The organism is Frankia sp. AgKG'84/4 (assembly GCF_023242965.2).
GTDB lineage: Bacteria > Actinomycetota > Actinomycetes > Frankiales > Frankiaceae > Frankia.
The window spans coordinates 1-12,766 of the sequence record NZ_JALKFU020000011.1; the positions used below are offsets into that span (position 1 = coordinate 1).

A 12,766-nucleotide genomic window follows, 5' to 3' on the forward strand; every position below is an offset into this window, starting at 1 on the left:
CCGCCGCCGGGCCGGCGGGCGCGTCGCCGGGCGCGACCGCGAGCCCCGCGGTGCCGACGACGACCGCGCTCTCCTCCTGCATCAACTGATCCGGATGCCGGCGGCTGGTATCAGCCTTTGAGTAGCGCGCGGGCCATGACGACCCTTTGGACCTGGTTGGTGCCCTCGTAGATCTGGGTGATCTTAGCGTCGCGCATCATCCGCTCGACGGGGAAGTCGCGGGTGTAGCCGGCGCCGCCGAACAGCTGAACGGCGTCCGTGGTGACCTCCATCGCCACGTCCGAGGCGAAGCACTTCGCGGCGGCGGAGATGAAGCCGAGCGCCGGTTCGCCGCGTTCCGCCCGGGCGGCGGAGATGTACACCAGCTGACGGGCGGCCTCGATCTTCATGCCCATGTCGGCGAGCATGAACTGGACGGCCTGGTTGTCCGCGATCGCGCGGCCGAACTGGCGGCGCTGCTGGACGTAGCTCAGCGCGGCGTCCAGGGCACCCTGGGCGATGCCGACGGCCTGGGCACCGATCGTCGGCCGGGTGTGGTCGAGGGTGGCGAGCGCGGTGCGCAGGCCGGTCCCCGGCTCGCCGATGATCCGGTCGGCGGGGATGGTACAGCCGGTGAAGTGGATCTCCCGGGTGGGCGAACCCTTGATGCCGAGCTTGCGCTCCTTGGTCCCGACCTCGAACCCGGGGTCGTCGCGGTGCACCACGAACGCCGAGATGCCGTCGACCTTGCGGGCCGCGTTCGGGTCGGTCACGGCCATGACGGTGTACCAGGTCGACGCGCCGGCGTTCGTGATCCAGGTCTTCGTCCCGTCGAGGACCCAGTGGTCGCCGTCGAGACGGGCGCGGGCGCGCATCGAGGCGGTGTCCGAACCGGCCTCCCGTTCGGACAGCGCGTAGGAGATCATCGCCTCGCCGCTGGCGATCGAGGGCAGGACGAGGCGCTTGAGCTCCTCGGAGCCCGACAGGATGATCGGCATGCTGCCGAGCTTGTTGACCGCGGGGATCAGCGAGCTCGACGCGCAGGCCCGCGCGACCTCCTCGATGACGATGCAGGTCGCGATCGAGTCGGCGCCCTGCCCGCCGTACTCCTCGGGGATGTGGACCGCTTCGAAACCGGCCCGGTTGAGCGCGTCGAGCGCCTCGGTGGGAAACCGCTCCCGCTCGTCGACGTCCGCCGCGTGCGGGGCGATCTCCTTCTCGACCAGATCGCGCACCGCCTCACGCAGCGCGACATGCTCCTCGGCGAGCTGATACAGGCTGAAACTTGGGTTCACGGCGACCGCCTCGCTGATCGTGGTTCGCGCTCGTGTCGGCCAGTCGGCCCACCGCCAGGGCCGGGTCGTGGATCAGGCCGCGTAGTTGTGGAAGCCGCGTCCGCTCTTCTTGCCGAGCAGGCCGGCGTCGACCATCCGCATGAGCAGCGGCGGCGGAGAGTAGAGCGGCTCCTTGAACTCCTCGTACAGCGACTCCGCGACCGCCTTGATCGTGTCAAGCCCGATCAGGTCGCTCAGCCGCAGTGGCCCCATCGGGTGGGCGCAGCCGAGAACCATACCCCGGTCGATGTCGTCCGCCGCGGCGAAACCGGATTCCAGCATCCGCACCGCGGCCAGCAGATACGGCACCAGCAGCGCGTTCACCACGAAACCGGCGCGGTCCTGCGAGCGGATGACCTCTTTGCCGAGGCGCTCGGTGACGAAACCCTGCGCGGCGTTCACTGTCTCGGCCGAGGTCAGCAGGGACGGGACGATCTCGACGAGTTTCTGGACGGGCACCGGGTTGAAGAAGTGGATCCCGACGACCTGCTCCGGCCGGGAGGTCGCCATGCCGAGCTTCATGATGGGAATCGACGACGTGTTCGACGCGAAAATCGCGTCCGGCCGGCTCACGACCTTGTCCAGCGCGGCGAAGATCTCCGATTTGACCTGCTCGTTCTCCGCGACGGCCTCGACGACGACATCGCGGTCGCCGAAAGCGTCGATCTCGGTGGTGAACGTGAGCCGGCCGAGCACCGTGTCCCGTTCCGCCTCGCTGAGCTTGCCGCCGCGCACCCCGCGGTCCAGCGACGCGACCAGCCGCGACCGCCCGGCGGACAGCGCCGACCTGTCGACCTCACGGACGGCGACGTCGAGTCCGGCCCGGGCAGCCACCTCCGCGATACCGGAGCCCATCAGGCCGCAGCCGATCACGCCCAACCGGGTGAACGTCGACGCCGGGCTCACAGCCGCCCCGTCGACACGATCGACCGTCTGCACCGCACTCACCGCTGGATCCACTCCTCTCGGACGCCGACGCCCGCAACCGCCGCCGATCCGGCAAGGTCATCCGCCAGGCGAGACGCCCGTAAGGCGGCTTGCCGAACACCGCACCGGTGCCCGTGACTCACCCTAGCCCGTGAGCTCGGCGCTCTCATCAGATTCCGTTCGGCCCAGGATCTGCCCAGGTCAGGACCCCAGGACCAGCGACCATAGCGGCAGGGTGACCAGCGAAAGCGGCACCCCGACCCCCACCAGCAGACTCGGCAACGGGGTGGCCAGGTCCTGGCGCGCGGCGATCAGTGCGCCGGCGACCATCGGGGGCATCGCCGTCTCGAACAACGCGATCGTGACCGCGTGATCGCCGAGCCCACCGGCGATGCCGTAGACGGCGACCACGACCGCGGGCGCGACCACGAGCTTCACTCCGAGACCGAGCACCAGCTCGCGCCACCAGCGCCGCACGGCACGCACCTCGAGCTGCAGGCCAATGGAGAACAGCGCCAACGGGGTGAGGGTGGCGCCGAGGGAGACCAGTGCGGAGTCCAGCCAGTCCGGGAAACCCACCGGCCGCAGCACCAGGGCCGCTACCAGGGCGATGAGCGCCGGCGCGGTCAGCACCCGCCGGGCCAGCTCCGCGCGCGGCAGCGACGCCCCGGCCACCACCGTGACGAGGCTGAGGACCACCGTGTTCAGCAGCAGGAACGAGCCGAGCTGATCGACGAGGACGGCGATGGGCACCGAGCCCGCGCCGTAGAAGGCGGTGACCATCGGAAAGCCGACGAAGCTCGTGTTCGCCACCGCCGTGGTGGCGATCAAGGCCGTCACGGTGTCGCGGCGCAACCGCAGCGGGCGCGCGGCGAGCAGGTACAGCCCGATCGACACCGCGAACAGCAGGTACGGCGCGGCGAGGACGAGCGCGAGGTTACCCGGGAACCGCACCTCGTGCATGGCGTGCAGGACGAGCGCGGGCAGCGCGACGTCGAGCAGCCAGGTGTTCACCGTCGCCGCAGCGCCCTCGGGTGGTCTGCGCCAGCGCCGGACCACGATGCCAGCGATCAGGCCGACCAGTAGGACGACCAGCGCGGACACCTGGCAATGGTCGCAGCTCGGCGGCGCTGGCAGGACCGGTCGTGGTGCGTTCCACCCGGCCCCGGCCCCGGCCCAGGTGCAGACGGCGGCGGTGGCGGTGGCGGTCGTCGGCGGGGGACCGAGGTGCTGCGGGCCTCGGACTACGGCCCGGGGTGCGCCCGGCGCCGTGCGCGACGCAGCCGTCGAGCCCGCCTCAGCACTCGAGGCAGCAGGATGTTCGTGGCGAACACGGCGCCGGCGAACACGTAGTTTCCGCTGCCCAGCCGTGCCTGCCCTGGCAGCGGCACCAGCGTGTAGGTGATCAGAATGATGGCCGGCAACAGCAGGGTGGCGACCATGACGCCGCCCACCCAGGGCGGCGAGTCCGTCATCGAGCGGGATCTGCGCGGATGCGGCGGCCGGGATGGCGCGCCCGCCGGTATCACTGTGGGTTACGTCCTTTGGGTGACATGTGTCGGAGATCCTGTTGTCATCTCCGACGCCGGACTGGCAGATTCACGAGTCGTTCCGCCGAACTGTCCCATCGCCTGTTTTCGCGGCCGGACGGGCGCGACCGGTGCAGGCTGGTCGTCCCGGTGGATCGGAGGTATCGGTGGCAGCTCCCGTCTACTCGGCGCCTGGCTGTCTTGCCTGGCGCGACGGAAAACGCTACATGTGGCTCACGGCTGTCATCGTCCCGCTGCTGGCGATCGTCGGCTACGGCCTGTGGCACCGAACGGGCCTTGGGGTGCACTGGTGGGTAACCCCGCTGTTCGTCTTCGTGCTGGTCCCGATACTCGATCTGACCTCCCCGCCGGACCCGGTCAATCCGCCGGCGGAAATCCTCCCGGCGCTCGAGGACGATCGGTTCTACCGCCGATGCACCTACCTCTACCTGCCACTGGCAGGGGTCGGCCTGGTGCTCGGAGCATCGGCCTGGGACAGCGGGCACCTGTCCGCGCTTGCCCGGATCGGAGCCGTGATCTCCGTGGGGACGGTAACTGGAGTCGGCATCACCACGGCACACGAACTGGGCCACCGCCGCGGGCGCCTGGAACGCTGGCTGGCGCGGCTCATGCTCGCCGCCACCGGCTACGGCCACTTCTACGTCGAGCACAACCGCGGCCATCACGTTCGGGTCGCGACCCGGTCGGATCCGGCGAGCGCCCGGCTGGGGGAGAGCTTCTGGCGGTTCTGGCCGCGGACAGTTATCGGCGGCGTGCGCTCGGCCTGGGCGCTGGAAAGCCGCCGACTGCGGCTGCGCGGTGGCCGGGTCTGGTCGCCGCGTAACGAGGTGCTGCTCGGCTGGCTGCTGACCGCGGTCCTCTTCGGCACGCTGGCCGCGGTCTTCGGGCCCGCGGTACTCGGCTTCCTCGTCGCCCAGGCGTTGTTCGGGATCACCCTGCTCGAAGGGGTGAACTACATCGAGCACTACGGCCTCGCCCGGGCCCGAACCGATTCCGGCCGGTACGAGGCGGTCACCCCGCGCCACAGCTGGAACAGCGATGCCGTGATCAGCAATCTGGCGTTGTACCAGCTCCAGCGCCACAGCGATCACCATGCCAATCCCACCCGTCGTTACCAGGCGCTTCGCTCGTTCGAGGAATCCCCCCAACTGCCGGCGGGGTATGCCACCCTGCTGCCCGTCGTGTTCCTGCCGCCGGTGTGGTTTCGCCTGATGGACGATCGGGTGGCGGCCCACTACGGTGGCGATCTCGACCGGGCCAACGTCCACCCACCGCGGCGGAGGGCCCTCGCCGCCCGCTACCCGGGGCGCCCGGTACCCGTCCGCGCCCCGGCGGTGCCCGCTCCCACCAGTTCGCCGAACAGCTCCCGGTAGCGCACGAACGCGGAACGCAGACGTTCAGTGTCCGGTGGGAGCCCGTCGCTGCCCGGTGGCGACTTCACTGTGGCCAACCGGCGGGCCTCGCGGTAACTGCCGACCAGTCCGGGATGGTCGGCGCCGAGCAGCTCCGCACACTCGTCAAAGCTGTCCGCTGGATATCCACGGCTCCGCAGGACGTCGGTGACGAGAAAATCCGCCTTTGACGTCGCGTCCACGGGGTCGTCCACGAAAGAAATCTGGAGCTTCGTCCAGCGATCCGTGAAGACCTTTCGTTCGTTCTCACTCAGCGCGTTGATCTTAAGTGCATCGCGCCGTTCAGCGATAGCGGTGAGATGTCGCTCGGCCGCCCGCCTGCCACCACGCTCGGCGACCACCCGGTCATATTCCGGCCCGAATCGTCGGCGCAACGCGGCGCGGCCGCCACGCCGGTCGAGCAGGCTGGCAGCGCCGACCAGGGACATGGCGCAGATCACGAGAACAACCCACCCAACGGTGCCCACGGAATACCTCCGCCTGCCATTCTTCTAGTCATGATCCGGGCGCACGATACCCGGATCCGCCGGTGATGACCGTGCTGTTCCGGCACCTGCGGGCCAGCGCCGACCCGGGGCCGCCGACCCGCTGAGCCGGCGGTGTCGATGCCGTCGTACCCCATTCGGCCACGGTCGTGGCGAGTTCGCCACGCAGCACCGCCCGTCCGGTCTCCGGCAGGGCAGCCCGACTGATCGCTGTCTCGACGAGCGTGACCAGATCCGCGCGCCGCAGACCGGCGACGCGCAGCGCGCCCAGGTAGGCCGCCCGCGGCGAGGACGGCGCCTGTGCCAGGCCGCCCGAACCGAGGCAGACCGCGAGCCGGTGAGCCATCGCGAGCGCCAGCGGATGGGTCATCGGCCGGGACCGCTGAGGCATCTCGGCGCACATTTCCACGGCGACATCGAACTGGCGCAGGTGGTCGATGAGCGCGGGTTCGGAAAGGGCGCCGCAGGCGTGACCGATCCGGGTGGCCCGCAGGTGGGTCACGGCGTCCCACACCGCCTTCGGTCCGGCGTGCGGCGAGACGTGGGGATAGCTACCGAGCCCCGCCTCGGTGGCGGCCACGAACACGTCTGCCAGGTCGGGAAGGTCCGGGCCGGGTTCACCCGGACCCGGCACTGCGAGCCCCAGACCGACGACGGCCGTGCGCCCCAGGGTCACGGCGAGCTCGACCGTCCGTTCCGCCGCCGCGCGGAGCCCGGGCCCGGCGGCGGGAACCTCGGCGACCCATCGCACCTGGATTCCCGCCTCCCGCTCGGCCGCCCGGCGCCCGAGGTCGAGGCCGGTGAACATGACGGCGGGATCGACGCCCCGGCGCTCGTGTTTCCACGGAGTGATGGTTATCTCGGCGTAACGCACTCCCTGGGACGCCAGCAAATGTGCCGTCAGAAATGCTGCGGCGGCGAATCGGCTCTCGTCATCAGACCGCGATGACGTGTTCCGGTATCCATGATCAGAGGGGCGCGGTCCCGGAAAGACCAGTCGCGCGTGCAGATCTACTTTGGGAAGTGCATCAATGAACGCCGCATCCGCGTCAAAATACGGGGACCCGGCCATCGTCACTTCACGTCCCACCGCTGCCCACCGAGTTTCGTCCGGCTCGATCGTCGCGAGCCCCGAATATCAGGACCCAACATTCCCGGAGAAGCGCGTGACAGGTCAAGGACTCTGACGAGAGCCTGTCAGGTTTGACGGAGGACTTGGTGCTGTGGCGACAGCGTGCTTACTCGGCGGTGGGCGGCGGCGGAGCGGACCCGCCCAGATGAGCCGGCAGCCACCAGTCCGGCTTCCCGGGCGCGGGGCGCGGATAGGTTCGCTGGGCGGTGTCCAGCAACTCGGCCATCGTCTTGTGCAGCGCGTCGGTTCCGGCCCGGTGGTCGGTGAGTTCCTCATGGGACACGGGACGCCCCACCGTGATCGTGACCGGGGTACCGATCGCCTCCCGTAGATGGAAGGGGTGGCCCTTGGTGAAGGTGCGCTGGCTTCCCCAGAGGATGACGGGGATGACGGGGACCTTCGTGTGCGCGGCCAGCCGGGCCGCACCCGACTTGAACGAGCCAAGGCAGTAGCTCGGGCTGATCGTCGCCTCCGGGAACACCCCGACGAGCTCGCCGGCGCGCAGTGCCGCCAGGCCTTCGCGCAGCGAGCCGGCACCGGCCTGCCGGTCCACCGGGATGTGGTGCATGCCGCGCATCAGCGGGCCGGCGATCCGATGGTCGAAAACTGCCTTCTTCGCCATGAAGCGCACCGGTCGCCGCTTTGCCTGCCAGAACGGCAGACCTGCCAGGGCGAAGTCGAGGTAGGAGACGTGGTTGATCAGAACCACGGCGCCGCCGGATGCGGGGACGTGCTCGAGGCCCTGTATGTCGATCCGCAGCCGCAATGCTGCGAAAAGGCCCTTCGCGACGGTGACGACTGGCCGGTAGACGTACTCCGCCACGACAGGCCACTCCTCAGCTTTTCCCCGCCGGGTCGGCTCCACGGTCGGCCCCCGTCCGGTGCCGACACTACCGCCGCGCGACCCGCCGGTGGGATGCGGTGCGTCGGCCAGCCGACTGGTCTCATACCGGGGCGCCGTCGGCTGGTCGCACCTTCAGGACCGATGATGTGCCAACGGACATGGACGCCGAAGACGGATGATGTCGGGAACGGCGATCTTGCGCTCGCAGTTCCTGGCAGTACCCGTGGCGGCGGTGTCGTCGCGGGCGACCGGTCCGGGCCGCCGGTCGGCGGCGGTCGGTGGGTTCGGGCCGGCCGACCTGGTGGAGGGAGCGGATCGGATGGACATCCTGCGGCGTGGTCTCGAGGCGCAGCCGGATCCGCCGCGCTGGGTGTTCGTGGTCGCTGCCGTCCTCGCGGCGATGACCGTGCTCAGTGACCGTGTGTGGCCGATCGCCCGGCATGTGATCACGATTGCGCACGAGGGCGGGCATGCCCTGGCCGCGGTGGTGAGTGGCCGGCGCCTCGCCGGCGTCCGCCTGCACTCGGACACCTCCGGAGTCACGGTCTCCTCGGGTCGGCCGACCGGTCCGGGCGTGATCGCCACGGTCGCCGCCGGCTACCCGACCCCGTCCCTGCTCGGGCTAGGTGCCGCTGGACTGCTCGCCACCGGCCGCACGAGCCTGGTTCTCCAGCTCTGCGTCGCGCTGCTGCTGGCGATGCTCATCGTGATCCGCAATGGCTTCGGGGTCGTCTCGCTGCTGGTGAGCACCGCGGCGATTCTCGGGATCTCGTGGTTCGCGCCGCCCACCGCACGCGCCGGCTTCGCGGCCTACATCGCCTGCTTCCTGCTGCTGGGTGCACTGCGACCAGTCGTCGAGGTGCAGCGCCAGCGCCGCCGGCGGCGGGCCCGGGACTCGGACCCCGACCAGCTCGCCCGGCTCACCGGGCTGACCGGAGTCTTCTGGGTCGGCCTGTTCGGGTTGATCGGCCTGGCCTGCACGGCTGGTGGGGCCGTGGCGCTGTTCGGCTGAGGTCCTGCTCGGTCGATGTGCTGCTCGGTCGATGTGCTGCTCGGCCGGTCCGTGGGTACCGGTGCATCGCGGTGGCCGGAAGTGTCGGACCTGGCTGCGACACTGGCGTCATGTGCGGGCGCTACACGCAGAAACTGAAGGCCGATGATCTCGTCGCGGCGATGTCCGCACGGGACGAGACCGACGGTGGGATCGCGCAGAACCACAATGTCGCTCCCACCTCGACGATGCCGGTCGTCGTGGCGACCGGGAGCGGGCCGGCGGCCACGACGACCGATGCCCCGGATAGCCCCGGGCGCGCCGGCGGGCGTGCCCTGCGCCTGGCGGCCTGGGGGCTGGTGCCGTCCTGGGCGAAGGACCGTTCGATCGGCGCCAAGATGATCAATGCCCGGGCGGAGACGGCCGCCACCAAGCCGGCGTTCCGCTCGGCGTACGCGTCCCGCCGTTGTCTGGTGCCTGCCACCGGCTTCTACGAGTGGTTCCACCCCGACGGGGGTGGCCGCCGCGGGCAGCCGTTCTACGTGCACCCGGCGGGGCATCCGGCGACCGGTGGGATCTTCGCGTTCGCCGGGCTCTACGAGGTCTGGCGCAAGGGCGGCGAGCCGTTGGTGACCTTCACGATTCTCACCACCGGCGCGGCCGAGGGACTGGCCTTCCTGCACGACCGGTCCCCGGTGATTCTCCCGATGTCGGCCTGGGACCGCTGGCTCGACCCGACCGCTGACCGGGCCGCGCTGGAACCGCTGCTGCGCCCGGCCCCGGCCGGAGTGGCAACGGCGCATCCGGTCGCGGCGGACGTGGGCAACGTGCGTAACAAGGGGTCGCACCTGTCCGATCCGGTCGATCTCGATCCCGCCGTGGCGGAGGCGATCGCGGCGGTTGGCGGGCCGTCGGCGGTGGCCCTCGACAGCCTCGCCGGTGGTCCGCAGGGTGTGGCCGCGACGCCCGAGCCGGTGGACCTGGCGGGGTTCGAGCGCGGCGGTGACGGCGTGCTGACCAGGGCGGATTCCGCGGCCCACGCCGGGTGAGAGCGTGATGCCCATCGGGCGATAGGCGCGGGATCATGCACGGTTCGGTAAGTATGGTGCGTACCGGCGGGCGCCGGGTGGCGGCCCGACCGGGAACGCCGGCTCACGGGCCGAGCCGGCGGGTGCCGACGTCGGGCCTCGCTCCGGGGGCGCAATGTGACCGTCCTGGCGGTTGAACGGTAGGTGTTGTCGAGCATTCCGGCCCGGCCGGAGGAGGAACTCATGACGTCCGTAACCGATCCAGGTACCCCCGGCGACGCGGACGCGGTGCCGTTGGAGGCGCCGGCTCCGCCGGACGTCTCCGGGCTGGTCAACCTGCGGGATGTCGGCGGTCTGCCGACCGATGACGGCCGGCGTACCCGTGCCGGGGTGCTCTACCGCAGCGAGATGCCGAGAATCGGGGATGCGGCTCCGTCAGACCTGACCTGGCCGCCTCGCACGGTGATCGATCTGCGCTCCGCGATCGAACGGGGAACTGACCCGCATCCGCTCGTGGCCCTCGGCGCCACCGTCGTGGTCATTCCGCTCTTCGGCGACCGACCCACCGCCGACCACTCGGCCGCCACGGCAAGCGCCATCGAGCGCGGCCTCGGTGCGCTCTACCAGGTGATGGTGACGTACGCGGCGCCGCAGATCGCGCAGATCGTCAACCTCGTCGCCGAGGCGCCCGGCCCGGTGCTCATCCACTGCGCCGCGGGCAAGGACCGGACCGGCGTCACCGTCGCCGTGCTGCTGCGCCTGGCCGGGGTGATCGAGCGTGACATCCTCGATGACTACGCCGCTACCGGGCCGAACATGCCAGGCGTTCTGCGCAGGCTGCGAGGCCACGCGATACTTCCTGGCACCGGCTCCGCGCAGGCGGGCGGGGAACTGACCAGGATCTCGCCGCAGGCTGCTGAGGCGGTGCTGGCCGCTACCGGCGGGCATCCGGGCGGTGTCGCCGGCTGGCTTCTGGAGCACGGGGCCAGTGCGGAGTCGATACGACTCTGGCGGGAACGCGTCCTCGCCTGATTCCCGACCGGGTGGATGTCGCGCTCCTGTGGCGCGGCCGGCGCGGCACCGCCACGGGTCCGATCCCGCCGAAGTCAGGACCGATGCTGCAGGTGCGGCCGCAGCGCCAGCGCCAGCGCGATCTCCGCCACGCCGGCGACGATCAGCTGGATGCCGAAGAGAACCGCCAGCACCACGATCGTCGCTCCCGGCCAGACAAGAGCGAGTATTCCCACCACCACGCTGAGCGCGGCAAGGGCGTAGCCCCCGACCGCTGAACCGGAACCACTGCCCCGCGCCGCCCGCGATGATCGCATCATCGCCGCCCGCACCAGACCGCCGATGATCATAACGGTGCCGACGACCACGGCCACGACGTGCAGGGTGACTCCCGGCCACACCAGCACGACCACTCCGCCGAGGACGAGCAGGATGCCGACCAACGCGGCGGTCGCCGTGTTCTCCGACCGCGCTGCCGCGATCGTCTCGCCGATCCCGGACAGGATCAGCGCGATCCCTGCGAGCACGGCCAGTGCCCCGGCGGTCGCGAACGGATTGGTGATGAGCAACAGCCCAAGGACGGTGACGGCCGCGCCGAGAGCGAGAAGGGCAGGCCACAGCGCGCTGGGCGTGGCGTCTTGCCGCTGCTGCCGGTAGATCGTTGCCATCGGGGCACCTCCCATGCGCGCACCCCCGCGAGCTTGCGCGGGTCCGCTGGGAGGGGAATACCCGGCGTGTGGCGCCGTATCCGCTGTAGACGTTCCACGTCGGATGCGGCGCCGGCCGGTGTACTACGCGTGCCGATCTAGCAACGGTCAGCTTTCACTGATGCTGATCGCCTCGGTCGGACAGCACTCGACAGCTTCCTGAAGATCGTCTGTCCGTGACTCGTCCGGTTCCTCCTGCAGGAGATAGAGGTAACCGTCATCGCGGATCTCGAAGATGTCAGGAACTAGCCGGACACATGTTCCACTGCTCGCGCAACGGTCGAAGTCGACGCTCACGCGCATCGGCGGACCTCCCGGTAATGCTTCCAGAATGTCGTAGTCGTCTGGACCCTACCGCCGTGGTCCGTGCGGGAACAGCGACGTCCCCCCGGCGGGCCACAGCGACGTTGCCGATCCCCCTTGGCAGGGTCAGGATGCCTTGATCGCGGAGATGTCCAGCTCGACCTTCACCTTGTCGCTGATCAGTACACCGCCGGTCTCCAACACGGCGTTGAAGGTGAGGCCGAAGTCCTTGCGGTTCAGCGTCGTCGCCCCGGTGAAGCCGGCGCGGACGTTGCCGAACGGGTCCTTGGAGCTGCCCTCGAACGCGATGTCGATGTCGACCGGCTGGGTGACCCCGCGGATCGTCAGGTCGCCGGTCAGCACGTATTCGTCGTCGCCCTTGCCGGCGGCGGCACCGGTGCTGACGAAGGTGATCGTCGGGTAGGCCGCGACGTCGAGGAGGTCCGCGGACTTCACGTGACCATCCCGATCCGGGACGCCGCTGGAGAACGAGTCCGTCTGGATGGTGACGGTGGCGGTGGAGGCGGTCGGCTCAGCACCGTCGAGGTTGAGTGAGCCCTCCAGGGCGGAGAACTGTCCGCGCACGGTGGTGACCATCGCATGGCGCGCGGCGAAGCCGATCCGTGAATGCGCCGGGTCGATCGACCAGGTTCCGGTCAGGCTGGTCAGGTCCGTCGTGGGAGCCGTCATCGGGTCCTCCAAGTTGTGGATGGTGGGCAGGTTCCCTGCGACGTTCCCCCGGAAGAGGCGCGCTCGCAGATGGTTGCACGCGCAATTTACTGCCAGTCCAACGCGGGGCTCCGCCGGGTATTCCGTGGCCCTCGACCGTCTGACGCGACCGTACCGGGCCGACGGGGTTGGTTGGATCCTCGGCTCCCGGCCTGTGGATATCGTCGCTCTGTCCACAGGGCGAACGTGGGCCCTGCCGCTGGCGCGCCGTCCCTTCTACGGTCCACCTCATGGTTACAAACACCCCAGGACCCGGGTGCCCGACACCGTCGCGACGCCCACCCGACTCGCTTCCACCCACTCCGGCAGCGGCTCCGCCCGGCATCTTCACGGA

At 70.1% G+C, this 12,766-nt stretch carries 14 protein-coding genes; 4 read left to right on the forward strand and 10 right to left on the reverse strand.

The window, feature by feature from the left end; translation table 11 throughout:
- Nucleotides 1-110: 110 nt before the first annotated feature.
- From MXD58_RS02015 to MXD58_RS02030, 4 genes are all read right to left on the reverse strand, one after another.
- Nucleotides 111-1,274 carry an acyl-CoA dehydrogenase family protein gene (locus MXD58_RS02015; protein ID WP_248840043.1) on the reverse strand — a complete coding sequence of 388 codons (1,164 nt, stop codon included), beginning with the start codon at nucleotides 1,272-1,274 and terminating at the stop codon, nucleotides 111-113.
- A 72-nt stretch (nucleotides 1,275-1,346) separates the two neighbouring features.
- Nucleotides 1,347-2,252 carry a 3-hydroxybutyryl-CoA dehydrogenase gene (locus MXD58_RS02020; RefSeq protein WP_308301878.1) on the reverse strand — a complete coding sequence of 302 codons (906 nt, stop codon included), beginning with the start codon at nucleotides 2,250-2,252 and terminating at the stop codon, nucleotides 1,347-1,349.
- Nucleotides 2,253-2,441: 189 nt separating this feature from the next.
- Nucleotides 2,442-3,344, reverse strand: a complete 903-nt coding sequence (locus MXD58_RS02025) for an AEC family transporter (protein WP_248840042.1) — start codon at nucleotides 3,342-3,344, stop codon at nucleotides 2,442-2,444.
- Between the two features lie 140 nt (nucleotides 3,345-3,484).
- On the reverse strand, nucleotides 3,485-3,715 hold the full coding sequence (locus MXD58_RS02030; protein ID WP_248840041.1) for a hypothetical protein: 231 nt from the start codon (nucleotides 3,713-3,715) through the stop codon (nucleotides 3,485-3,487).
- 221 nt (nucleotides 3,716-3,936) lie between these two features.
- On the opposite strand from MXD58_RS02030, the gene MXD58_RS02035 reads away from it, so the two are divergent.
- Nucleotides 3,937-5,163, forward strand: a complete 1,227-nt coding sequence (locus MXD58_RS02035; protein WP_250608994.1) for an alkane 1-monooxygenase — start codon at nucleotides 3,937-3,939, stop codon at nucleotides 5,161-5,163.
- Here the strand turns inward: MXD58_RS02035 and MXD58_RS02040 are convergent.
- The 3 genes from MXD58_RS02040 to MXD58_RS02050 all read right to left on the reverse strand — a co-directional run bounded on the left by MXD58_RS02040 (nucleotide 5,088) and on the right by MXD58_RS02050 (nucleotide 7,642).
- Nucleotides 5,088-5,669 carry a hypothetical protein gene (locus tag MXD58_RS02040; protein ID WP_248840039.1) on the reverse strand — a complete coding sequence of 194 codons (582 nt, stop codon included), beginning with the start codon at nucleotides 5,667-5,669 and terminating at the stop codon, nucleotides 5,088-5,090. The genes MXD58_RS02035 and MXD58_RS02040 overlap by 76 nt on opposite strands.
- 28 nt (nucleotides 5,670-5,697) lie before the next feature.
- Nucleotides 5,698-6,759 (reverse strand): amidohydrolase family protein, encoded by a 1,062-nt coding sequence (locus MXD58_RS02045; RefSeq protein WP_284677736.1) that lies wholly within the window; start codon nucleotides 6,757-6,759, stop codon nucleotides 5,698-5,700.
- Between the two features lie 166 nt (nucleotides 6,760-6,925).
- Entirely contained in the window at nucleotides 6,926-7,642 is a 717-nt protein-coding gene (locus tag MXD58_RS02050; RefSeq protein WP_248840037.1) for a lysophospholipid acyltransferase family protein, read from the reverse strand.
- Between the two features lie 340 nt (nucleotides 7,643-7,982).
- Between MXD58_RS02050 and MXD58_RS02055 the strand changes: the two genes are divergently transcribed.
- The 3 genes from MXD58_RS02055 to MXD58_RS02065 all read left to right on the forward strand — a co-directional run bounded on the left by MXD58_RS02055 (nucleotide 7,983) and on the right by MXD58_RS02065 (nucleotide 10,714).
- On the forward strand, nucleotides 7,983-8,675 hold the full coding sequence (locus MXD58_RS02055) for a M50 family metallopeptidase (protein ID WP_248840050.1): 693 nt from the start codon (nucleotides 7,983-7,985) through the stop codon (nucleotides 8,673-8,675).
- 110 nt (nucleotides 8,676-8,785) lie between these two features.
- A complete protein-coding gene (locus tag MXD58_RS02060; protein ID WP_248840036.1) occupies nucleotides 8,786-9,703 on the forward strand; it encodes an SOS response-associated peptidase in 918 nt (305 codons plus the stop codon).
- A gap of 222 nt (nucleotides 9,704-9,925) precedes the next feature.
- Entirely contained in the window at nucleotides 9,926-10,714 is a 789-nt protein-coding gene (locus MXD58_RS02065) for a tyrosine-protein phosphatase (RefSeq protein WP_248840035.1), read from the forward strand.
- Nucleotides 10,715-10,788: 74 nt separating this feature from the next.
- On the opposite strand, the gene MXD58_RS02070 is transcribed toward MXD58_RS02065, so the two are convergent.
- From MXD58_RS02070 to MXD58_RS02080, 3 genes are all read right to left on the reverse strand, one after another.
- Entirely contained in the window at nucleotides 10,789-11,361 is a 573-nt protein-coding gene (locus MXD58_RS02070) for an HdeD family acid-resistance protein (protein WP_248840034.1), read from the reverse strand.
- 147 nt (nucleotides 11,362-11,508) lie between these two features.
- Complete coding sequence (locus MXD58_RS02075; protein WP_248840033.1) at nucleotides 11,509-11,703, reverse strand: ferredoxin; 195 nt, start codon at nucleotides 11,701-11,703, stop codon at nucleotides 11,509-11,511.
- 126 nt (nucleotides 11,704-11,829) lie between these two features.
- A complete protein-coding gene (locus MXD58_RS02080) occupies nucleotides 11,830-12,393 on the reverse strand; it encodes a YceI family protein (RefSeq protein ID WP_248840032.1) in 564 nt (187 codons plus the stop codon).
- Nucleotides 12,394-12,766 lie beyond the last annotated feature (373 nt).